The following is a 19,286-nucleotide window of genomic DNA, read 5'->3' as shown; positions in this document are numbered from 1 at the left end:
TTTTCGCACCCGGCAAGGCTTACCTCATGCTGCGTGGTGGTGGGGCCAAAGTGCATAATTGAATCCATGACTCGACTTTTCGGAACCGACGGCGTTCGTGGTCTCGCGAATGAAAAACTCACCCCTATTCTGGCTCTGCGGTTGGGACAAGCGGCGGCGCAGGTGCTCACGGCAAACCGTGAGTCTTATGAGCGCCGCCCACTAGCCATTATTGGTCGCGACCCCCGTGTCTCCGGCGAAATGCTGGATGCCGCCATTGCTTCTGGCCTGGCCTCCCGTGGCATCGACGTCGTGCGGGTGGGAGTTTTGCCCACCCCAGCTATTGCATTCCTGACCGATGATTATGGGGCAGACCTGGGCGTGATGATTTCCGCATCCCACAACCCGATGCCAGACAACGGCATCAAGTTCTTCTCCGCGGGCGGCAAGAAGCTGCCTGACGACGTCGAGGATCGGATCCAGGCCGCCATGGAAACCCTGACCGAGAATGGGCCTACGGGTACCAAGCTCGGCCGCATTATTTCCGAAGCTCCGGACGGTCGTGAGCGCTACCTGAAGCACCTAGCCGAGGTGGTCACCACTGATCTTTCCGGAATCAAGGTAGTTGTTGACACCGCAAACGGTGCCGCCTCGAAGGTTGCGCCGAAGGCATACGCGGATGCCGGTGCTGAGGTCATCGCAATCCACAACAAGCCGAACGCGTTCAACATCAATGAAGACTGCGGTTCTACCCACATCGAGAAGACCCAGGCGGCCGTGGTGGAACATGGCGCTGATCTCGGCTTGGCGCACGACGGTGACGCGGATCGCTGCCTGGCTGTCGACGCCGAGGGAAACGTCGTTGACGGTGACCAAATCATGGCCCTTCTGGCAGTGGGCATGAAGGAAGAAAATGACCTGCGTTTCAACACTCTCGTTGCAACGGTGATGTCCAACCTTGGCTTGAAGCTGGCCATGCAGGAGCAGGGCATTGAGGTTAAGGAAACCGCTGTCGGTGACCGCTACGTGCTGGAAGAGCTCAACCGCGGTGACTACTCGCTGGGCGGCGAGCAATCTGGACACTTGGTTCTGCCTGATGACTGCACCACTGGTGATGGCACCCTGACTGGTTTGTCCATCATGGCTCGCATGGCTAAGTCGGGGAAGTCCCTCAAGGAACTGGCATCAGTGATGACTGTGCTGCCGCAGGTGCTCATTAACGTGCCTGTCTCTGATAAGTCCAGCATCATGTCTTCCGCCGAAGTACTGGAAGCAATTGCTGTAGCAGAAGAAGAGCTCGGTTCCACCGGCCGCGTGTTGTTGCGTCCGTCTGGCACGGAGGAGCTGTTTCGCGTGATGGTTGAGGCCGCTGAGAAGGAGCAGGCCCGCAAGGTTGCTGGAAGGCTCGCAGCTGTAGTCTCCGCAGTCTAATCCGCAGACTGAGCGGTAGCCGGGAGCCACGAATTTCTTGTGGTTCCCGGTTTCTGTAGTTTTGGGGGAACCGTCAGAGGCAAAGCGCAGTCCAATAAGGGCAGGAATTGATCTCGGCTGGCCTAGGAGTGCCTACAGTGACGGATGTATTTTTTGATGAGCAAGATATAGCTCAGCGTATTAACCGCGTCTTGGATGAGACACAAATTCAACGCATCGCCCATCTAGCAGATGCTCCCTCGTTTCCGCCCAGTGCCGCTGGGCGCGACTTTGCGGGACATGGGGCGCGGATTCAGGAGATGTTGGAACGCCTGCATGAGAGAGGCACGTGGCGTTTGGACAATATAGCTTCGCACGCCGAAGCAGTACGGGCGCAAGTACAGGAATTTTCAGAGGCCGATATTGAGCATTCTGGGAATTTGACTCGCGTAACCCCGGACTTGGCGGGAGGGGAGAAATGAGCACGGCTACCAAGTCTTTGTTAGGGGACTATTCGCAGGCGGTGTCGCAGTTTCAAGCGGCAAGCCAAGGCTCATATGGTGGTCCGAGCACTCCGCTTGACCTACTTGGGAGTATGATTGGTTCTGTTGACGGAATCAAGCCTCAAGAGCTGGTGCAGGGCACTATCGCGGCGATGGGCGGTAAACGCCCAGCACGTGGCGGGGGAGGGCTGAAGGGTTTCCTTGTAGGGGTAGTGCTGAGCATTGCCGGCGACGCTTTGCTGGAACACCTCGGCGGTGTGCAGGAGGACTTCGAAAAAGAACGGGACGAGGCGGATGAGCTGACTGATAAAGCACAACAATGCTCTAACGCTATTGAAGAAATCGTCGATGTCTCTGACACAGCTTTGACGGAACTCATTTCTGCAGTTGTGCCATTGCTCAACATCTTGACCATGATCGCGGCAAAGCATCCGCTAGGGCGTTTCATCGTTCCCATTATCTCGACCATTGGCGCTGACCTTATCGAGCGCACGAATGACACAATCGTCAATACATGCCGTGACCGGGACTCCGCAATTGAACAGTGCTACGACAAATTCGAGGAGAGCTGCACAAAGGTTTGTGAACGCCAGCTACCCGAAACCGCACCAGAGCCAGCTCGCAAGTGCCCGCAGCCAGCGGCAGAGACACCTTGTCAGCCCAGTTCACCAGGCGGGGTGCCCCCAACGGCGCCTGCGCAAAAAACTGAACCACTGACAGCAGGGGGCGCTGATCCAGTCGTCGAGAAGCAAGCGTGTGAGACGAAGCCAAGCAACGCGCCCAAGGAGGAGTCGCACCCAGAGCCGAATCCAAAACCCAAACCAGAACCAAAACCTGAACCAAGACCTGAACCAAAACCTGAACCAAGACCTGAAGCAAGCCCAGAACCACGGCCTGAGCCGTGTCCCAAGCCGGAGCCCAAGACTAAGCCAGCACAGGTGCCGTGTCCGGAAGAACCAGAACCAAGACCTGAATCAAAACCAGACCCAGAGCCGTGCCCGCAGCCAGAAGAACAAAAACCTGTGGAGAATGAAGAAACACCCACGGATGACTGCGAGCACGATTGCAATGACGAGGCTCCCGTTGCCGAATGCGTGCCAGAGCAAGCATGCTGTGGTTGCTTGGGTGCGCTCGGGGTTGGAGTAGCCATCATTGGGGTTGGGCTTTTAATAGCGGCGGCAGCAGAATGCCTTGAGAATATGCCGGAACCTGAGGTGCCGGCTCCCGAACCGCCCCCAGCACCAGAGCCGCCAGCACCTGAGCCATGCCCAGAGCCAACTAATGACGGCGTGATTCCACCACCACCGGAGCTAGCGGAAGTAAAGGAACCGCCGCCACCGCCGGAAAAGGTGGCACACATGCAGGCCGCTACGGCGCCTGAACCAGTAGCTGTACCGCAGGAATCTGCTGCTCCAGCGCCAGCTCCGGCCCCTAGCCCGGCGCCTGCTCCGGAACCGGCGCCCACACCGCAACCAGAAGAAAAGACAGTTCACGCACGGAAGGCAGGGCAGTGGTAATGGCACCAGTAAATGATGAGTTTGCAGAGTTTGCGCGGGGGTTTAGGGAGCGCACCGCAGCCCGGCTGCTTGAGTTTGAAAAGGCGATGGCGAAGGCGCAGGATGAGCTCGAGAAGTCAGCTGAGAAAGCTACTGCAAGAGCACACATGGCTAAACAATCGCCGCAGTCGCAGACTGAGCGGCGACATCTGGGGCAAGGTCAGGTGGCCCAAAATCCGGCAGCGCAACGTTATATAGGAACATCCGGCCAGGTTAGTTCCTCTAGCAGGAGGGGCAACAGGCAAGTGAAGTCGGTGTTGCGGAGAGGAAATTAGTGCATCACATTGCCCGGTGCTGGCCACAATGCACAATGCCAGCCCGTGTTTAGCGGACTGGCATTGTGTTAGCTAGGCACCGGCGTGGTGTCTGTGGCATTTCAGTGGCCGTTTAGCTGTCCTTTTAGCCGCGGTGGATGCCTGCCTTTTGGGCTAGCTCTTCACCGAAGTAGCTCGTAACGCCCTTGGCGGTGGCGTCAGCTTCAGCGAAGTCGTCGTACTTAGACTCGCCGGCCAGAGTGGAAAGCAGGAAACCGGTTACTAATGCCCGTGCCGTTTCGGTCGCTCCAGCCTGGAACACGCCCGAGCCGACGGCTAGCTTGACCAAGCGATCCTCAGTGAAACCAGCCTGTGTTCCCTTGGCGAGCTCGCGGTAGGCGACCTTGCCGCCCCAGTTGTTTGCCAGCTCGGCCGGGTTACCGGCGCGGAACAAATCCTCACGCTCAGAGCCCAAGATCAGTGCTGGGGCGGTAATCGAGCGGGCTGCCGCGTAGGAAGAAGGCGCAGTATCCGCTGGATAAATCGCAGCAACGGCGCGAACCTTCGGGTTATCAACCGCAGTCAAGGCAGCGACGCCGCCACCCATGCCATGGCCCACTACGCCAAGCTTGGACGGAGAAACCGCAATCTTGCCGGTTCCCAGCTTTACACCCGCAGCAATTTGCAGCGAAGACTCCAAATCTGCCGCCAAGTTGCGGTGATTTGGCGCTAGGCCGGTTTCCGTATCTGGAGCGACTACAACGATTCCCCAGCTTGCCAAGTGGCGCAGCGTGGCATGGTAGTTCTTGACCTTCTTGGTCCAATCATGGGCGAATGCCACAGCAGGCAGGCCTTTTCCCTCAGCCGGGGTATAAACCTTGCCGTTAATACCGGCGTAAGAAAGGTCGCCGACGAGAACGCGGTGCGGGCCGCGCTTGGACAGAGTTCCTAGATGCTTCTTTAGATTCGCAGACACGCATTCCAGAATAGAGGAAGAACGCCTTTGGGCGGTGGATAAGCGCCGCGAAAGGCTGCGTGGGGCTTGTGCAGCGTTGCGAAAAAAAAGGGGCGTCGTCAAGCGCAAAGCGTGCAAAGAATGCGTGAATCTTGTCATTGGCAAACTTCAACCAATAGAAGCAAACAAAACGGAATGTTTCTAAACGCGCAGGGTAGTCCCAGTCCGAATTGTCTTAAAGGACGGTCTAGCTGGGGCTTTTCTTCTGCTTTTAGGGGGTTTATTACACGCAGATTGAGAAGATAACGGCGCGGTTCTTATGGGGTAAGATTTAAGCCTATGTGTGGAATTGTTGGATATGTAGGTCACTGCGCTGATGACCGTGAATACTACGCCATGGACGTCGTGCTCGAGGGTCTTCGCCGCCTTGAATACCGAGGTTATGACTCCGCTGGTGTCGCGATGTACGCCGATGGTGAAATCGGTTGGCGCAAGAAGGCAGGCAAGGTTGCGGCGCTCGACGCCGAAATCGCAGCTCGTCCGTTGAAGGACTCTGTCTTGGGCATCGGTCATACTCGTTGGGCAACCCACGGTGGCCCGACGGACCTGAACGCTCACCCGCACGTCGTTGATGGTGGCAAGCTGGCAGTCGTGCACAACGGCATCATTGAGAACTTCGCTGAGCTGAAGACTGAGCTGGCTGCTAAGGGCTACAACTTTGTTTCTGAGACGGATACTGAGGTTGCAGCAACGCTTCTGGGAGACATTTTCCACAACGAAGCTGGCCAGGACCTTACCAAGGCAATGCAGCTGACCGGCCAGCGCCTCGAGGGCGCGTTCACTCTGTTGGCTATTCACGCCGAGCAGCCCGACCGCATCGTGGCTGCCCGCCGCGACTCGCCGTTGGTTATCGGTCTGGGCGAGGGCGAGAACTTCTTGGGCTCTGACGTCTCCGGCTTCATTGACTACACCAAGTCCGCAGTGGAGATGGAAAACGACCAGGTTGTCACCATCACCGCTGACGAGGTTGTCATCACCGATTACGCAGGCAACCCGGAACAGGGCAAGCCATTCGAGATCCTGTGGGACGCTGCTGCTGCAGAAAAGGGCGGCTTCAACTCCTTCATGGAGAAGGAAATCCACGACCAGCCAGCTGCCGTGCGTGACACTCTTTTGGGCCGTTTCGACGAGCAGGGCAAGCTGACTTTGGACGAAGTCCGCATCGATGAATCAATTTTGAAGTCCATCGACAAGATCATCGTCATCGCCTGCGGTACTGCGGCTTACGCTGGCCACGTTGCACGCTACGCCATCGAGCACTGGTGCCGTATCCCAACCGAGGTCGAGCTCGCGCACGAGTTCCGCTACCGCGATCCGATTGTGAACGAGAAGACGCTCGTCGTTGCTCTGTCTCAGTCCGGTGAGACCATGGATACCTTGATGGCTGTGCGTCACGCACGCCAGCAAGGTGCCAAGGTGATCGCTATCTGTAACACCCAGGGTTCCTCCATCCCGCGCGAGGCAGATGCTGCGCTCTACACCCACGCTGGTCCGGAAATCGCCGTGGCTTCCACCAAGGCCTTCCTGGCGCAGATCACCGCCACCTACCTGCTCGGTCTCTATCTTGCACAGCTGCGCGGCAACATGTTCGCCGACGAGGTCAACGCTGTTCTGCAGGAACTGCGTGACATGCCGGACAAAGTGCAGAAGGTCATCGACAATGAGAAGCAGGTCTACGACCTTGCCGTCTCGATGCAGGGTTCTGACTCCGTCCTCTTCCTGGGCCGCCACGTTGGCTTCCCAGTAGCGCTCGAGGGCGCGCTCAAGCTCAAGGAGATTGCTTACCTGCACGCTGAGGGCTTTGCCGCAGGCGAGCTCAAGCACGGCCCGATTGCGCTGATCGAGGAGGGCCAGCCGGTCTTCGTCATCGTGCCGTCTCCGCGCGGGCGTGACTCCCTGCACGCCAAGGTCGTCTCCAACATTCAGGAGATCCGCGCCCGCGGTGCCATCACCATCGTTATCGCTGAGGAGGGCGACGAGGCAGTGGAGGCATACGCTAACCACGTCATCCGCATTCCGCAGTCTCCGACGCTGATGCAGCCGTTGCTGGCTACGGTTCCGCTGCAGATCTTTGCTTGTGGCGTGGCCACGGCCAAGGGCTACGACGTCGATCAGCCGCGTAACCTGGCTAAGTCCGTCACTGTCGAGTAGGCGAGTAGCGCTACTTTTAAGGCTGGGATTCCACCGTTGTGCGTGGAATCCCGGCCTTAATTATTGACGGGTCCGCATTTTCAGGAGTCGGAGGCGATTGCGCTTGGGCCCAGTGGCACAATAGACCCATGCTTCGAACCAGAATCGACCTTGATGCCATCGCTCACAATGTCTCTTTGTTGAAGGAGAAGGTGGCGCCCGCGCAGCTCATGTGCGTGGTGAAGGCTGACGCTTATGGGCATGGCGTCAAGGAAGTAGCGCCCGTCATGGCGGCGGCAGGCGCGGATGCTTTTGGCGTCGCCACCCTTGATGAAGCCGTCGAGCTGCGCCGCAGCGGCATCGATCAGCCCATCGCGGCTTGGATTTGGGATTCTACGGACGAGGTAGCGGAAGCACTGGCTTGCCGCATCCACATCGGCGTGCCCTCGCTCACCCACGCGCGCTGCCTAGTGGAGACGGAAGTCGCCGCGAAGGTGTACATCAAGGTGGAGACGGGCCTGCATCGCTCCGGCGTCGACGAGTCTGATTGGGACGAGGTCTTCGCGCTGCTTCGCGATGCCCCGCAAATCGAGGTCTTGGGCCTCATGTCCCACTTTGCTTGTGCCGACGAGCCCGATAATCCTTTCAATGATGAGCAGGAAGCGACTTTCCGCCGCGCAATTGAGCGCGCACGCGCTGCTGGCCTTGAGTGTCCTATCAACCACTTGGCCAATTCCCCGGCTGTGCTGGACCGTCCCTCTGCTTACTTCGAGCTCGTGCGCCCAGGCCTTGCGTGTTACGGGCTTGAGCCTATTCCCGGGCGCGACCATGGGTTGAAGCCTGCGATGACATGGGCGGCGTCGATTGTGAATGTAAAACCCATCGAGGCTGGGGAGGCGACCAGCTATGGCCAAACCTGGCATGCAGAAAAGCGTGGGTTCTTGGCCACGGTTCCGTGTGGTTACGCGGATGGACTGCCGCGCGATTTCCAGGGCAAGTTGCGCGTGGGTATCGGCGGCAAGCTCTACCCGCAGGTGGGTCGCGTGTGCATGGATCAGATTGTGGTGGACCTTGGCGATAACGAGTATGGCGTGCAACAGGGCGATGAAGCCATTATTTTCGGGGTGGGCGGCATGAGCGCAACTGCGCTTGCCGACGCCGCCGGAACCATCAACTACGAAGTGATCTGCCGTCCGACCGGACGTTCCGTTCGGAAATATGAAGGGGGAATTCGGAAATGATCGGTGATTTTTCCCACTCGGGAACCCGCGAAATTGCCACCGCTGACGCAGCCCGCGAGTTCGGAAAAGAGCTCGGTGCAGTGTTGGAAGCTGGAGATTTGGTGATTCTTGACGGTCCTCTGGGCGCGGGAAAAACCACCCTTACGCAGGGAATTGCCGAGGGGATGCAGGTCAAAGGCAGGGTAACCTCACCCACCTTTGTGATCGCCCGTGAACATCGCTCCTTGGTGGGCGGACCGTCCTTGGTGCATGTTGATGCTTACCGGCTATTGGATCATTCGGAAGATCCTCTTGGTGAGCTCGACGCCCTAGACTTAGATACCGAGCTCGAAGACGCTGTAGTCGTTGCCGAATGGGGCGGCGGATTCATGGACCAGCTGTCGGAGGCTTATCTCTTCATCAACATCAACCGCGAACGTGATGATGACACTCGAGTCATCACTTGGAATTGGGTGAACTAAATGCTGACCTTCCTTGCTGAACAACCTCTCCTGACACTTTTTCTCATCATGGCGGTAGGTTTGGCTGTCGGCAAGGTAAGCGCCTGGGGCGTCTCCTTGGGCGCCGCTGCCGCGATGTTCGTGGCTCTGGGTCTTTCCACGGCGAATCCGGACATCGCAATTCCGCCCTTTGTGTATCAGTTCGGCCTGGCGCTCTTCGTGTACGTCATCGGCCTGAACTTTGGCCAGTCTTTCTTCCGCGACTTCCTGTCCCGCGGTTGGAAGTTATCTCTGCTCATCGTCATAATGTTGCTGATCTTGGCAGGCGTCACGATTGGCTTCTTGCATGCATTCGACCTAAATCCGGCTATCGCGGTCGGTACCCTCGCAGGTTCTATCTCCTCGACGCCGGGTATGGCCGCGGCCGTCGAAGCTTTAGGCGGCGATTCCACGCCTGTGGTCGGCTACTCGCTGACTTACCCGGGCTGCGTCATCGGCACCATCATCGTTGCCGCCATCGGGGCGAAGCTGCTGAAGGTTAACCACATCGACGACGCCAAAGCCGAAGGCATGATCGCCGCGCCCCTCGAATGGAAGGGCGTGCGTTTGGGCCGCGACTTTGAGGGAACAATCGACGATCTTTCCGCCATCACTGGCGAACGCATCATCGCAACCCGCCACATCAACAACCCGCACGACCACAACTTGGCCTACCCGGAGCTGCCGCTGCGCAAAGGCATGGAGATTATCGTCAACGGCACTGATGAGGCAATCGACAAGGCCATCGCCGTACTCGGCGAAGAGATCTACGTGAACCTGCACGAGGAAGATGGTCTGGTCTACCGCCGCGTCACCGTCTCCAATCCCGAGGTCGCCGGCCGCACTATTGATGAGCTCAACACCGAGGACAAGGGTTTCATCATCGCCCGCGTGCGCAAAGGCGACTCCGACGTGGTCCCTGCGCCCGAGATGGTGCTTAACTATTCCGACCGTGTCCGCGTCATCACCGCGCCAGGCCGCCTTGACGACGTCCGCCGCTACCTCGGCGACTCTGAGTCCAAGCTCGGCAACGTAGACCTCCTGCCGTTTGCCCTCGGGCTCTTCCTCGGCCTCGCCCTCGGCGCTATTCCAATCCCGCTGCCGGGCGGCACCACTTTGAGCCTTGGCTTCGGCGGTGGCCCCATTGTTATGGGCCTTATCCTCGGCGCTGTCGGACGTTCCGGCCCTATCAACTGGCAACTGCCTTTCCACGCGAAGCAGACTCTGTCCACATTGGGACTCACGCTCTTCCTGGCCGGTGTCGGTACCTCGGCTGGCGGTAGCTTCCGCGCCGCGCTTTCCGATCCTTCCTCCCTCATCTACATCGGCGTCGGCCTAGCGCTGACTCTCATTTCGGCACTCGGCCTGGCTGCGGGCAGCATGCTCCTGTTCAAGCTGAAATTTGACGAGGCCATGGGCGTCGTCGCCGGCATGACCACAAACCCGGCCATCATGGCCTACCTTAACCCGCAAACCGGCACCCAACTCGCGGAAAGGGGATACGCCACGGTCTATCCCACATCGATGATCGGCAAGATTCTGGTCTGCCAGGTGCTCGCGCTGCTGCTGGTCTAGGAGCAAAGACGCACGGTGCGGCGGCTACCGGATGGCTAACCTTCCAGGCGCTTCTTGTAGGATTAGCGGGGTCAACTACCCGTGACGTGCAAGGAGCGCTTTCATTATGACCAAATTCGGTCAATTCATCACCACTTTCCTCATCGGCCTGTTCATCATCGCCTTGGGCGCCATGATTGCACTGTCCAACATGCGTGAGCAGCCGCCAGTGGAGCGCACCCTGGAAAGTGCAATTTCGTCTCTCGACAAAACCAACCTCAGCGTCAGCGCCGTTGTCCCAAGCGAGGTCCTGGGCCACAAGTGGCAGGGCATGACCACTATCTGCGCTGACACCAAGAAGTCCGAAATCAAGGAAATCTACGGCATCAATGCAGAAGATTTGGGCATCACCGAAGACGTGGACAAGAACACCAATTACTTCGTAGCTATTGGCGGCCCAAACAAGTTCTATGCAGAAAAGCTCAACCGCGAGAAGATTGACCTGTGCCCAACGGGCCAGCCGCTGCAGCCTGCTTCGACTCAGAGCATTCTCCCGTTCGTCAAGGAAGGCGAGACCTGGAAGCTGGCCGCCTAATGCGCGTCCTCGCCATTGATACCGCCACCACTGATCTCGTGACCGGCGTGGTGGATACCGAAACCGGTGCAGTCACTGAGCGCATCCTGACTGACACCCGCGCGCACAACGAGCAGCTCATCCCCACGGTTGAGGAGCTGCTGCAGACCACGTCGCTGACTTACCCGGACCTTGACGCCATCGTGGTCGGTTGCGGTCCGGGGCCGTTCACCGGCTTGCGCGTGGGCATGGCCACCGCATCTGCGCTTGGCGACGCCCTTTCCATTCCGGTCCACGGAGTCTGCACACATGATGCCATCGCGGCGTCGGCAGCAGCACAGGGCCGCACCCTCGTGGCCACCGATGCCCGCCGCAAGGAAATCTACTGGGCAACCTATGAGGATGGGCAGCGCGTGGAGGGGCCGGACGTCGTCAAGCCTGCGGAGATTCAGGTCGCCGTGGACGCCGTAATCATCCCGGATAACCTCGTGGCAAAGCTTCCCGAAGAGCTGCAGAACCTGCCGCACACCGCGGCGAACCCACGCCCGGCGGGCCTGGTGGCTGTAGCCAACCTGGATGCCGCTCCGGAGCCGCTGACCCCGCTCTACCTGCGCCGGCCTGACGCGGTTCCGCCGAAGCCGAAGCCACGCTCCGCCGCGCTTCCTGACGTCGCCGGGTTCAACCTGTGAAACTCCGCGAACTCACCGCGGCAGACGCGCCCCGCTGCGCAGAGCTAGAAATCGTGCTCTTTCCGGGCGAAAGCCCGTGGCCAGCGGCGGCGTTCGTGCAGGAAATTGCCCAGCCGCACACGTTTTATCTCGGCGTAGAGGACGAGGAGACCCACACGCTCGTGGGCTATGCCGGAATCGGAATGATGGGGCCCGCGGCAGACCCGGAATTCGAGATTCACACCATCGGCGTCGACCCTGCCGCGCAACGCCGCGGGGTAGGGCGAATGATGATGGACAACATCGTCTACATCGCAGATCTGAAGAACGCGCCGGTCTTCCTTGAAGTTCGCGTGGGCAACGACCCAGCAATTGGTCTGTACGAAGCCTACGGTTTCATCAAAACCGGCATCCGCCGCAATTACTATCAACCTTCTGGCGCAGACGCGCACACCATGTTTCGGCCGCGCTCAAGTGAAAGGACCGCGAAGTGAAAATCCTAGGAATCGAGTCTTCTTGCGACGAGACCGGGGTGGGCATCATCGAGCTTTCCGCAGATGGGCATATGGAAATCCTCGCCGATGCCGTGGCTTCCTCGATGGAACAGCACGCACGTTTCGGTGGCGTGGTGCCCGAGATTGCTTCGCGTGCGCACCTCGAGGCGATGCCGCAGGTGATGCGCGCAGCCTTGGACGAGGCGGGCATTTCTAAGCCGGACGCCGTCGCCGCGACGGTAGGGCCGGGGCTTGCGGGCGCGCTGCTCGTGGGCGCTTCCGCGGCGAAGGCCTATGCTGCGGCGTGGGGCGTGCCTTTCTACGGCGTGAACCACTTGGGCGGTCACGTGGCGGTGGCGAACTTGGAAGGGGAGGAGTTGCCGCATGCGGTGGCCTTGCTGGTCTCCGGCGGGCATACTCAGCTGCTCGAGGTGCAGGCCGTGGGCAAGCCGATGAAGGAGCTGGGCTCCACGCTTGACGACGCCGCCGGCGAGGCCTACGACAAAGTCTCCCGCCTGCTGGGACTGGGCTACCCGGGTGGCCCGGTGATTGACAAGCTGGCGGCGCAGGGAGAGGCCACTATCGACTTCCCGCGCGGTTTGTCGCGTGCGGAGGATCTGCGCGGCGAGCACCGCCATGACTTCTCCTTCTCAGGGCTGAAGACGGCCGTGGCGCGTTACGTGGAAAAGGCGGAGAAGGAAGGCTGCGTGGTCTCCATCGAGGACGTGTGCGCCTCCTTCCAAGAGGCCGTGGCGGACGTGCTGACGGCCAAGGCCATCCGGGCGTGCCAGGACACCGGCGCGAAGGTGTTGCTGCTGGGCGGCGGTGTGGCTGCGAACTCGCGGTTACGTGCGCTTGCAGCCAAGCGCTGCGAGTCGGCGGGCATTGAGTTGCGGGTGCCGCGTTTCAAGCTGTGCACGGACAACGGCGTGATGATTGCGGCTGTGGCGGCGCAGCTGATTCACGAGGGCGCCGAGCCTTCCGGCTTGGCGTGCGGTACGGATACTCAGCTTGAGGTGGAAGTTCCGTTGGTCGAAGCGGCTGCGCGCTAACGTTCACCTAAAGTTTGCCTTCCTCCGGATGCGGGGTGGTGAAACCGGCGGTAATCTGCAGATCCGATACTGCCCACTTGGCTTTAAAAGGAGCTCTCATCCGCCATGACCACCGGTTTTCTTGTCAACCCTGATCTGACCCGCCGCAAGATCGAGTTCGAGCTTGAGCATGCCAACCAGTTCCTCGGTGGTGCTACCGAGGATCGCGTTTCCGTAGTCTTCCAGGACGACGGTTCCACCTACGCAGCACTCTTTAACCCACAGGCCAAGGCGGAGGGCGCGGAACCGAACCCGGTTGCCTCCCTGGCTCGCAATGCAGCCGACACCGGCAACTCTGCATTCCTGCAGGACCCAATCCGTGCGATTTCCGGCCCGGTCATCTTCGTCGAGGCGGATGGCGAGTCCGACAACTTTGATGCCGTCATCGACGCCGTCGAGAACGGCATCCGCGCGGTGCGCAACTACCGTGAGGATTTCCCGGAGGAGTACAACCTGTGGCGCGCAGCGGTAATTAATTCCGACAAGTCGGTCTAAGTTCCGCACTCCGCATTCCGAATCTGCCCCGCTTAGGCGGGGCTTTTCGTATATTCGCTAAGGGCGAACGGCGCGCGTCCGGTGTTTGTTGAGGGCTAGCAGTCGCGAGGGTAGAGTGCTAGGAAGGTTGTTTGACCCACAGTTGTTCACCCGCGACGACGGCTGTGCTGGACATCCACAACCGGCACATACAACTAACTTCCCGCTCCGCCACGAACCGTGGGGCAGGCAAAGATTTCATACGGAGGAATCATCATGGCAAACATCAAGCCGCTGGAGGACAAGGTCCTCGTTCAGATCGTCGAGGCTGAGACCACCACCGCTTCTGGTCTTGTTATCCCAGACTCTGCAAAGGAAAAGCCGCAGGAGGCTACCGTCGTAGCCGTAGGCCCGGGCCGTTGGAATGAGGACGGAGACGAGCGCATCGCCCTTGACGTTAAGGAAGGCGACACCGTCATCTTCTCCAAGTACGGCGGCACTGAGCTGAAGTACGACGGCCAGGAGTACCTCCTGCTGTCCGCACGCGACCTGCTCGCTGTCATCGAAAAGTAACCGAGAAGTAGGCGAAAACCCTATGGCAAAACTCATTGCATTCGACCAGGAAGCGCGCGAGGGCATCCAGCGCGGCGTCGACACGCTTGCCGACGCCGTCAAGGTCACCCTCGGCCCACGCGGCCGCAACGTCGTGCTCTCCAAGGCCTTTGGTGGCCCGACCGTCACCAATGACGGCGTCACCATCGCCCGCGATATCGACGTAGAGGATCCTTTCGAGAACCTCGGCGCGCAGCTGGTGAAGTCCGTGGCCGTCAAGACCAACGACATCGCCGGTGACGGCACCACCACCGCAACCTTGCTCGCTCAGGCACTCATCTTCGAGGGCCTGCGCAACGTTGCCGCTGGTGCCAACCCAATTGAGCTGAACCGCGGTATCGCCGCGGCGGCGGAAAAAACCGTCGAAGAGCTGATGAAGCGCGCAACGCCGGTGAACTCGGCGTCGGAAATCGCGCAGGTGGCAACCGTTTCCTCCCGTGACCCAGAGGTCGGCGAGATGGTCGCCGGCGCTATGGACAAGGTGGGCAAGGACGGCGTTGTAACCGTCGAGGAGTCCCAGTCCATCGAGTCCTCCGTGGACGTTACTGAGGGCATTTCCTTCGACAAGGGCTACCTTTCTCCGTACTTCGCTACGGAGGAGGAGACCTACAACGCAGTGCTTGACGACGCCGCCATCCTTCTCGTGCGCAACAAGATTTCCTCTCTACCGGACTTCCTGCCGCTGCTGGAGAAGATTGCTGAGTCGTCGCGTCCTACCTTGATCATCGCGGAAGATGTGGAAGGCGAGCCGCTGCAGGCGCTCGTTGTTAACTCCATCCGCAAGGTGCTCAAGGTTGCCGCAGTGAAGGCCCCGTACTTCGGCGAGCGCCGCAAGGGCTTCATGGATGACCTGGCTGTTGTCACCGGCGCCACCGTTGTGGACCCGGAGGTAGGCATCAACTTGAACGAGGTTGGCCTCGAGGTGCTGGGCTCTGCGCGCCGCGTGACCGTGTCCAAGGAAGACACCGTCATCGTCGACGGTGCTGGCTCCGCTGAGGCAGTGCAGGAGCGTCGCGAGCAGCTGCGCCGCGAAATCGAGCGCACCGATTCCACCTGGGACCGTGAGAAGCTCGAGGAGCGTCTGGCTAAGCTGTCCGGCGGCGTGGCCGTCATCCGCGTCGGCGCTGCTACCGAGACCGAGGTCAACGAGCGCAAGCTGCGCGTCGAGGATGCCATCAACGCTGCCCGCGCGGCCGTCGATGAGGGCGTCATCGCAGGCGGCGGTTCCGCACTCGTGCAGATCTCCAAGGAACTGGAAAAATTTGCCGAGGAGTTCGAGGGCGAGGCCAAGACCGGTGTGCTCTCCGTATCCCGCGCGCTGACCCGCCCGGCTTACTGGATTGCGCAGAACGCTGGACTGGACGGTTCCGTCATCGTTGACCACGTTTCGGCACTCGAGAACGGCCACGGCTTCAACGCCGCCACCTTGGAGTACGGCAACCTGCTGGAGCAGGGCATCATCGACCCAGTTAAGGTCACCCACTCCGCAGTGGTTAACGCCACCTCTGTTGCCCGCATGGTTCTGACCACCGAGGCATCCGTAGTGGAAAAGCCAGCTGAGGAAGAAGCTCCCGCTGCTTCCCACGGCCATCACCACTAATTTTTAGCCGCGAATCACCCCGGGTCTCCCACGTGGAGGCCCGGGGTTTCGGCTTAGGATGGCTAGGTGCACAACCAAGAATTCATCCGCGTTTCCGGCGCGCGATAATAATCTCAAAGAGATAAGCGTCGACATCACTAAGCAGAAACTCACCGTCTTCACCGGCGTTTCTGGTTCCGGCAAGTCCTCTCTCGTATTCGGAACCATCGCCGCAGAGTCCCAGCGGCTTACTCATTCAACGTTCCCTCCGCAGCTGGCCAGGGTGCCATCGAGGTCAACGGCGTGAAAGAGATACGCCGCTTTGAGCGCACTGGCGGCATCTGCCCCACCTGCGAAGGAACCGGCCGCGCGTCGCAGATTGACCTCACTCAGGTCGTGGACGAGTCGCTGAGCATCAACGACGGTGCCATCCTTTACCCAGGCATCAAGATCGATTCCTGACTATGGAAAGCATATGCAGAATCTGGCCTTTATCCTGCGGATAAGCCGGTGCGTGATTTCACCGACGAACAGAAGCATGCCCTGTACTACTTGAGCGATGTCAAGACCAAAATCATCGGCATCAATATGAGCTACCAAGGCCTCATTGTGCGCTTGCAGTCCTCCGTCCTCTCCAAGGACAAAGACAGCCTGCAGAAACACATGAAGGGGTCGACGTCGACATCCCGCTTGGCGTGCTCAGTGCCATCACCGGCGTTGCGGGCTTGGGCAAGTCTTCGCTGCTGGCGTGTCTGCCGGAGGACGTCGTAAAGCGCACGCTCTTCGTGGACCAAACCCCCCATCAAGGGCTCGCGCCGCTCTAACCCGGCGACGTATACGGGAGCGCTGGACTCCATCCGTAAGGCCTTCGCCAAAGCCAATTCCACCCCGGATAATACGGTGAAGCCCGCGCTGTTTTCCGCCAACTCGGAGGGTGCGTGCCCGAACTGCAATGGCACCGGCGTGATCTACGTGGAGTTCGGCTTCATGGGCTGCGTCGACGTGCCCTGCGAGGTGTGCGAGGGCCGCAGCTTAATACGCTTTCCGGCGGAGAGCGTCAGCGCCTCTAGCTCGCCGCGCGAACTCGTTGCGCAAAAAGAGCCCCTGACCAGCAGATACTTGGCTGAATGCGTGGCTTAGGCGGTGACGGTGGCGCGCGATTGGCGAGTGCGCAGCGCGACAACGCGCTCAGACTCGCTCATGCCGCCCCACACGCCATAAGGCTCAGCGGAACGAAGGGCGTGCTCGCGGCACAGCTCGAGAACTGGGCACGAGTTGCAGATGGCTTTCGCGCGGTTTTCACGCTGGGCGCGAGCCCTTCCGCGTTCCCCGTCTGGGTGATAAAACACGTCCGAATTCTCTCCGCGGCAGGCGCCCTGTAGCTGCCAATCCCAAAAATCCGCATTGGGGCCGGGAAGCGAATGAGGCTGAGACACGTTCAAAACTCCTTTGTGGGGTGGTATCCAAAGCGCTTGAATATGGTGCGCACTTGCATGGATAAGACGATTAAGAAGTCTTGACCGTAGTGGTAAACGGTTGGTTACCGGTTCCTTTCCAGCATATGGACTTGCGAAAACGATCCGAGATTTTATCCCTTTGACCTGTGTGAACCGGCAAGATTAACGGTTTATGAACTTTCGGCGCGCCGGGGAATGAAGCGAAAATATCCACCCAAAAGGGCTAATTTGGTTTAGGTTAGTGGGGAGCTTTACCCTCGCGGTTCGGGCAAATTGGCGTGCATATGCCAAAATTGCAGCCATTGGCCGCGTGTCAGAACGCGGAAACTACCACCAAGGATGAACAGTGAGCGATACCGATAAAGAGCTAGCGGACCTCGTTCCGCTTGCAATTGACGGAAATCTTCGCGCACTCCAAAGCATCATGCGGATCATTCACCCTCAGGTGCTGCGTTACTGCCGTGCTCGCATCGGAGGTGGCCGCCAACCCACGCCCGAGGACGTTACCCAAGAAATTTGCCTCGCCGTAGCCACGTCCATCGGCTCGTACGAGGACAAAGGACGGCCGTTTATGGCTTATGTCTACGGCATCGCATTCAACAAAGTCACGGATGCACACCGGGCAATGGGACGCGATCAGTCTAACCCCACCGAAGAGGTGCCGGAAGGCGCTACCAAAGAGGCAAATCCAGAGGAAACAGCGCTGGTAGCAGACGGTAGTAACAGAGTGCGTGAGTTGCTCGATACATTAAGTGACAAAGCTCGAAGCATTATTATTTTGCGTGTGTTCGTGGGCCTGTCGGCAGAAGAAACCGCAGAGATCGTGGGTTCTACTCCCGGCGCTGTTCGCGTCGCACAACATCGGGCATTGTCGCAATTGCGTAAGGCTATCGGCGGTCCCGCCGCATAGTACAAGCGTGTCTCTATTACATATATCTCATTCAAGGAAGGGGGCATCATGGCAAAGAAGAAAGAGCCTACTCACAGCGTTGCTGAGCAGCTACAGCCCTTGGTCGATGATGACGCATTCCTGACCAGCCTTTCTCAAGGACAGGACCCTTCCGCTGGTGAAGATGAGCTGGCTGCTCTCTTCCTCGAGCTGCGTGAGGACGTCGAGCGGCAAATGCCGCCTGCCCCTATCATCGAGGGCGCCGAGCTGGAGCCGGAGGTAATCTCCTTGGCTGCGGCCCGCAAGCGTCGTCGTTCGCGTCCTCTCGTCAATGGTCTTATTGGTGCTGCGGCGGCCACGTTGGTCATTGCTGGTGCTGGTACGGCCGTGTATAACGCAGGCCCGGCTTCGCCCCTATACGGAGTCAATCAGTCGCTGTTCGGCACTGACGACGCCTCCGTGGTCGAGCTTGCAACTACCCTCGAGGAAATGGAACGTCGCTCCGCTGAGGGAGATTTGAACGGTACCCGCGAACTGCTGGAAGCAGCACGCCGCATTATGGATAACGCTCGCTCCTCCAAGGAAAGCGCAGACGACAAACCAGCTCCTGCCCCCGCCCCGCGTACTACCGTGACCTCGACTGAGACCGTTGAGAAGGATGCTCCGGCAACCAACCCAGGGCCAGCCCCGGTAACGGTGACCGAATATCAGACCTTGACCTCGACAGTCGTTGTGACGAGCTCCGCGCCGCAGAACCCCCTGCAGCCCACCGAGGGCCAGACGGAACCGAGTGAAGATAACGGCGAAGGTACAGATAAAGGCAACGGCAATAACCTAGCGCCGGTGCAAACCCAGCGGTAAGAAAAATCCCTAGCTTCCGAAAAGGAGCTAGGGATTTTTTGGTGGCGTAGCCAAGCGCATTAGCGGCCGTCGAGGCCGTCCATGTAACCCAGGGCGTAGTCCCATGGGACGTAGCGGGTGGGGTCGGGCTCAGCGCCCGGCTCGTGGACCGGGGCGAGCTCGCCGGCCAGGGTGGCGCGCATGTTTGCAGCCATGATGTCCCACTCGTAGAAGTGGTTCTCCTCGCAGTCTTCGCAGAGGAAGAAGATGCCATCGATTCCCCGCGGGCCCAGCACCCGGGCAAATTCTTGGACCAAGGCGAGGTCGTGGATGATAGCCAGACGCTCGTCCTCGGAAAGCGGCATGACCTGCTCGTCCTCCTCCAGGAAGGAAGCCGGGTCGTTGGGATCGTCAGCGAATGGGTCGCGTGGCATATTGGCGAAGAAGTTCACCTTTGCGAGCCTATTAAGTCGCACCCCCTTTAGGC

The 19,286-nt window shown here is 59.6% G+C and carries 21 protein-coding genes and 1 pseudogene; 19 read left to right on the top strand and 3 right to left on the bottom strand.

Annotated features, from left to right (window positions below):
• The first annotated feature begins 66 nt into the window (after nt 1-66).
• From glmM to I6I72_RS04575, 4 genes are all read left to right on the top strand, one after another.
• Nucleotides 67-1,410: a phosphoglucosamine mutase gene (gene glmM / locus I6I72_RS04590; protein ID WP_005527845.1), complete on the top strand. Its 1,344-nt coding sequence runs from the start codon at nt 67-69 to the stop codon at nt 1,408-1,410.
• Between the two features lie 137 nt (nt 1,411-1,547).
• Nucleotides 1,548-1,871: a hypothetical protein gene (locus I6I72_RS04585; protein WP_052953227.1), complete on the top strand. Its 324-nt coding sequence runs from the start codon at nt 1,548-1,550 to the stop codon at nt 1,869-1,871.
• Between the two features lie 113 nt (nt 1,872-1,984).
• Nucleotides 1,985-3,409: a zinc metalloprotease gene (locus tag I6I72_RS04580; protein WP_236592670.1), complete on the top strand. Its 1,425-nt coding sequence runs from the start codon at nt 1,985-1,987 to the stop codon at nt 3,407-3,409.
• Nucleotides 3,409-3,723 (top strand): hypothetical protein, encoded by a 315-nt coding sequence (locus I6I72_RS04575; protein ID WP_005527850.1) that lies wholly within the window; start codon nt 3,409-3,411, stop codon nt 3,721-3,723. The genes I6I72_RS04580 and I6I72_RS04575 overlap by 1 nt, the downstream gene beginning before the upstream one ends.
• Before the next feature lie 124 nt (nt 3,724-3,847).
• Here I6I72_RS04575 and I6I72_RS04570 read toward each other — a convergent pair whose 3' ends face one another.
• A complete protein-coding gene (locus I6I72_RS04570; RefSeq protein WP_100087888.1) occupies nt 3,848-4,678 on the bottom strand; it encodes a dienelactone hydrolase family protein in 831 nt (276 codons plus the stop codon).
• A gap of 318 nt (nt 4,679-4,996) precedes the next feature.
• Here I6I72_RS04570 and glmS point away from each other — a divergent pair, with 318 nt between their 5' ends.
• The 13 genes and pseudogenes from glmS to I6I72_RS04510 form a co-directional block, all read left to right on the top strand.
• Nucleotides 4,997-6,868, top strand: a complete 1,872-nt coding sequence (gene glmS, locus I6I72_RS04565) for a glutamine--fructose-6-phosphate transaminase (isomerizing) (RefSeq protein ID WP_201807577.1) — start codon at nt 4,997-4,999, stop codon at nt 6,866-6,868.
• Between the two features lie 128 nt (nt 6,869-6,996).
• Nucleotides 6,997-8,088, top strand: coding sequence for an alanine racemase (gene alr / locus I6I72_RS04560; protein WP_046646772.1), 1,092 nt, complete (start codon nt 6,997-6,999; stop codon nt 8,086-8,088).
• Nucleotides 8,085-8,549, top strand: a complete 465-nt coding sequence (gene tsaE / locus I6I72_RS04555; RefSeq protein WP_005527859.1) for a tRNA (adenosine(37)-N6)-threonylcarbamoyltransferase complex ATPase subunit type 1 TsaE — start codon at nt 8,085-8,087, stop codon at nt 8,547-8,549. Before alr ends, tsaE begins: the two co-directional genes overlap by 4 nt.
• The gene (locus I6I72_RS04550; protein ID WP_049064336.1) at nt 8,550-10,142 is read left to right on the top strand and encodes an aspartate:alanine exchanger family transporter; all 1,593 of its coding nucleotides are present in this window, start codon (nt 8,550-8,552) and stop codon (nt 10,140-10,142) included. It abuts the gene before it with no gap.
• 106 nt (nt 10,143-10,248) lie between these two features.
• On the top strand, nt 10,249-10,716 hold the full coding sequence (locus I6I72_RS04545) for a hypothetical protein (RefSeq protein WP_201807560.1): 468 nt from the start codon (nt 10,249-10,251) through the stop codon (nt 10,714-10,716).
• On the top strand, nt 10,716-11,384 hold the full coding sequence (gene tsaB / locus I6I72_RS04540; RefSeq protein WP_201807557.1) for a tRNA (adenosine(37)-N6)-threonylcarbamoyltransferase complex dimerization subunit type 1 TsaB: 669 nt from the start codon (nt 10,716-10,718) through the stop codon (nt 11,382-11,384). Before I6I72_RS04545 ends, tsaB begins: the two co-directional genes overlap by 1 nt.
• Nucleotides 11,381-11,857 (top strand): ribosomal protein S18-alanine N-acetyltransferase, encoded by a 477-nt coding sequence (gene rimI, locus I6I72_RS04535; RefSeq protein WP_005527865.1) that lies wholly within the window; start codon nt 11,381-11,383, stop codon nt 11,855-11,857. Before tsaB ends, rimI begins: the two co-directional genes overlap by 4 nt.
• Complete coding sequence (tsaD, locus tag I6I72_RS04530; RefSeq protein WP_201807546.1) at nt 11,854-12,909, top strand: tRNA (adenosine(37)-N6)-threonylcarbamoyltransferase complex transferase subunit TsaD; 1,056 nt, start codon at nt 11,854-11,856, stop codon at nt 12,907-12,909. The genes rimI and tsaD overlap by 4 nt, the downstream gene beginning before the upstream one ends.
• Nucleotides 12,910-13,014: 105 nt before the next feature.
• Complete coding sequence (locus I6I72_RS04525) at nt 13,015-13,443, top strand: hypothetical protein (protein WP_005527869.1); 429 nt, start codon at nt 13,015-13,017, stop codon at nt 13,441-13,443.
• 249 nt (nt 13,444-13,692) lie between these two features.
• On the top strand, nt 13,693-13,995 hold the full coding sequence (gene groES, locus I6I72_RS04520; RefSeq protein WP_180298343.1) for a co-chaperone GroES: 303 nt from the start codon (nt 13,693-13,695) through the stop codon (nt 13,993-13,995).
• A gap of 22 nt (nt 13,996-14,017) precedes the next feature.
• Nucleotides 14,018-15,634 carry a chaperonin GroEL gene (groL, locus tag I6I72_RS04515; protein ID WP_005527873.1) on the top strand — a complete coding sequence of 539 codons (1,617 nt, stop codon included), beginning with the start codon at nt 14,018-14,020 and terminating at the stop codon, nt 15,632-15,634.
• Nucleotides 15,635-15,692: 58 nt separating this feature from the next.
• A complete protein-coding gene (locus tag I6I72_RS13985; protein ID WP_129721122.1) occupies nt 15,693-15,920 on the top strand; it encodes an nSTAND1 domain-containing NTPase in 228 nt (75 codons plus the stop codon).
• A pseudogene (locus I6I72_RS04510) lies at nt 15,812-16,642 on the top strand (hypothetical protein); the annotation flags it as partial. The gene I6I72_RS13985 and the pseudogene I6I72_RS04510, both read left to right, overlap by 109 nt.
• 107 nt (nt 16,643-16,749) lie before the next feature.
• Here the strand turns inward: I6I72_RS04510 and I6I72_RS04505 are convergent.
• Nucleotides 16,750-17,049 carry a WhiB family transcriptional regulator gene (locus I6I72_RS04505; RefSeq protein ID WP_034656535.1) on the bottom strand — a complete coding sequence of 100 codons (300 nt, stop codon included), beginning with the start codon at nt 17,047-17,049 and terminating at the stop codon, nt 16,750-16,752.
• 367 nt (nt 17,050-17,416) lie between these two features.
• Between I6I72_RS04505 and I6I72_RS04500 the strand changes: the two genes are divergently transcribed.
• Nucleotides 17,417-17,980 carry a sigma-70 family RNA polymerase sigma factor gene (locus I6I72_RS04500; protein ID WP_201807533.1) on the top strand — a complete coding sequence of 188 codons (564 nt, stop codon included), beginning with the start codon at nt 17,417-17,419 and terminating at the stop codon, nt 17,978-17,980.
• Nucleotides 17,981-18,028: 48 nt separating this feature from the next.
• Nucleotides 18,029-18,820 carry a hypothetical protein gene (locus I6I72_RS04495; RefSeq protein WP_049064325.1) on the top strand — a complete coding sequence of 264 codons (792 nt, stop codon included), beginning with the start codon at nt 18,029-18,031 and terminating at the stop codon, nt 18,818-18,820.
• Nucleotides 18,821-18,879: 59 nt separating this feature from the next.
• On the opposite strand, the gene I6I72_RS04490 is transcribed toward I6I72_RS04495, so the two are convergent.
• Nucleotides 18,880-19,251 carry a DUF5319 domain-containing protein gene (locus I6I72_RS04490; RefSeq protein WP_034656536.1) on the bottom strand — a complete coding sequence of 124 codons (372 nt, stop codon included), beginning with the start codon at nt 19,249-19,251 and terminating at the stop codon, nt 18,880-18,882.
• Between the last annotated feature and the right edge of the window lie 35 nt (nt 19,252-19,286).

It is taken from the genome of Corynebacterium striatum (assembly GCF_016728105.1).
Lineage (GTDB): Bacteria > Actinomycetota > Actinomycetes > Mycobacteriales > Mycobacteriaceae > Corynebacterium > Corynebacterium striatum.
Note: the sequence above shows the minus strand (reverse complement) of the source record. Positions and strands in the feature narration are given on the sequence as shown.

What these genes read in the sequence shown, in the direction of transcription:
- glmM (WP_005527845.1), top strand. Translation starts at nt 67, where the DNA reads ATGACTCGACTTTTCGGAACCGACGGCGTTCGTGGTCTCGCGAATGAA.
- I6I72_RS04580 (WP_236592670.1), top strand. Translation starts at nt 1,985, where the DNA reads ATGATTGGTTCTGTTGACGGAATCAAGCCTCAAGAGCTGGTGCAGGGC.
- I6I72_RS04575 (WP_005527850.1), top strand. Translation starts at nt 3,409, where the DNA reads ATGGCACCAGTAAATGATGAGTTTGCAGAGTTTGCGCGGGGGTTTAGG.
- glmS (WP_201807577.1), top strand. Translation starts at nt 4,997, where the DNA reads ATGTGTGGAATTGTTGGATATGTAGGTCACTGCGCTGATGACCGTGAA.
- alr (WP_046646772.1), top strand. Translation starts at nt 6,997, where the DNA reads ATGCTTCGAACCAGAATCGACCTTGATGCCATCGCTCACAATGTCTCT.
- tsaE (WP_005527859.1), top strand. Translation starts at nt 8,085, where the DNA reads ATGATCGGTGATTTTTCCCACTCGGGAACCCGCGAAATTGCCACCGCT.
- I6I72_RS04550 (WP_049064336.1), top strand. Translation starts at nt 8,550, where the DNA reads ATGCTGACCTTCCTTGCTGAACAACCTCTCCTGACACTTTTTCTCATC.
- I6I72_RS04545 (WP_201807560.1), top strand. Translation starts at nt 10,249, where the DNA reads ATGACCAAATTCGGTCAATTCATCACCACTTTCCTCATCGGCCTGTTC.
- tsaB (WP_201807557.1), top strand. Translation starts at nt 10,716, where the DNA reads ATGCGCGTCCTCGCCATTGATACCGCCACCACTGATCTCGTGACCGGC.
- I6I72_RS04525 (WP_005527869.1), top strand. Translation starts at nt 13,015, where the DNA reads ATGACCACCGGTTTTCTTGTCAACCCTGATCTGACCCGCCGCAAGATC.
- groL (WP_005527873.1), top strand. Translation starts at nt 14,018, where the DNA reads ATGGCAAAACTCATTGCATTCGACCAGGAAGCGCGCGAGGGCATCCAG.
- I6I72_RS13985 (WP_129721122.1), top strand. Translation starts at nt 15,693, where the DNA reads ATGGCTAGGTGCACAACCAAGAATTCATCCGCGTTTCCGGCGCGCGAT.
- I6I72_RS04495 (WP_049064325.1), top strand. Translation starts at nt 18,029, where the DNA reads ATGGCAAAGAAGAAAGAGCCTACTCACAGCGTTGCTGAGCAGCTACAG.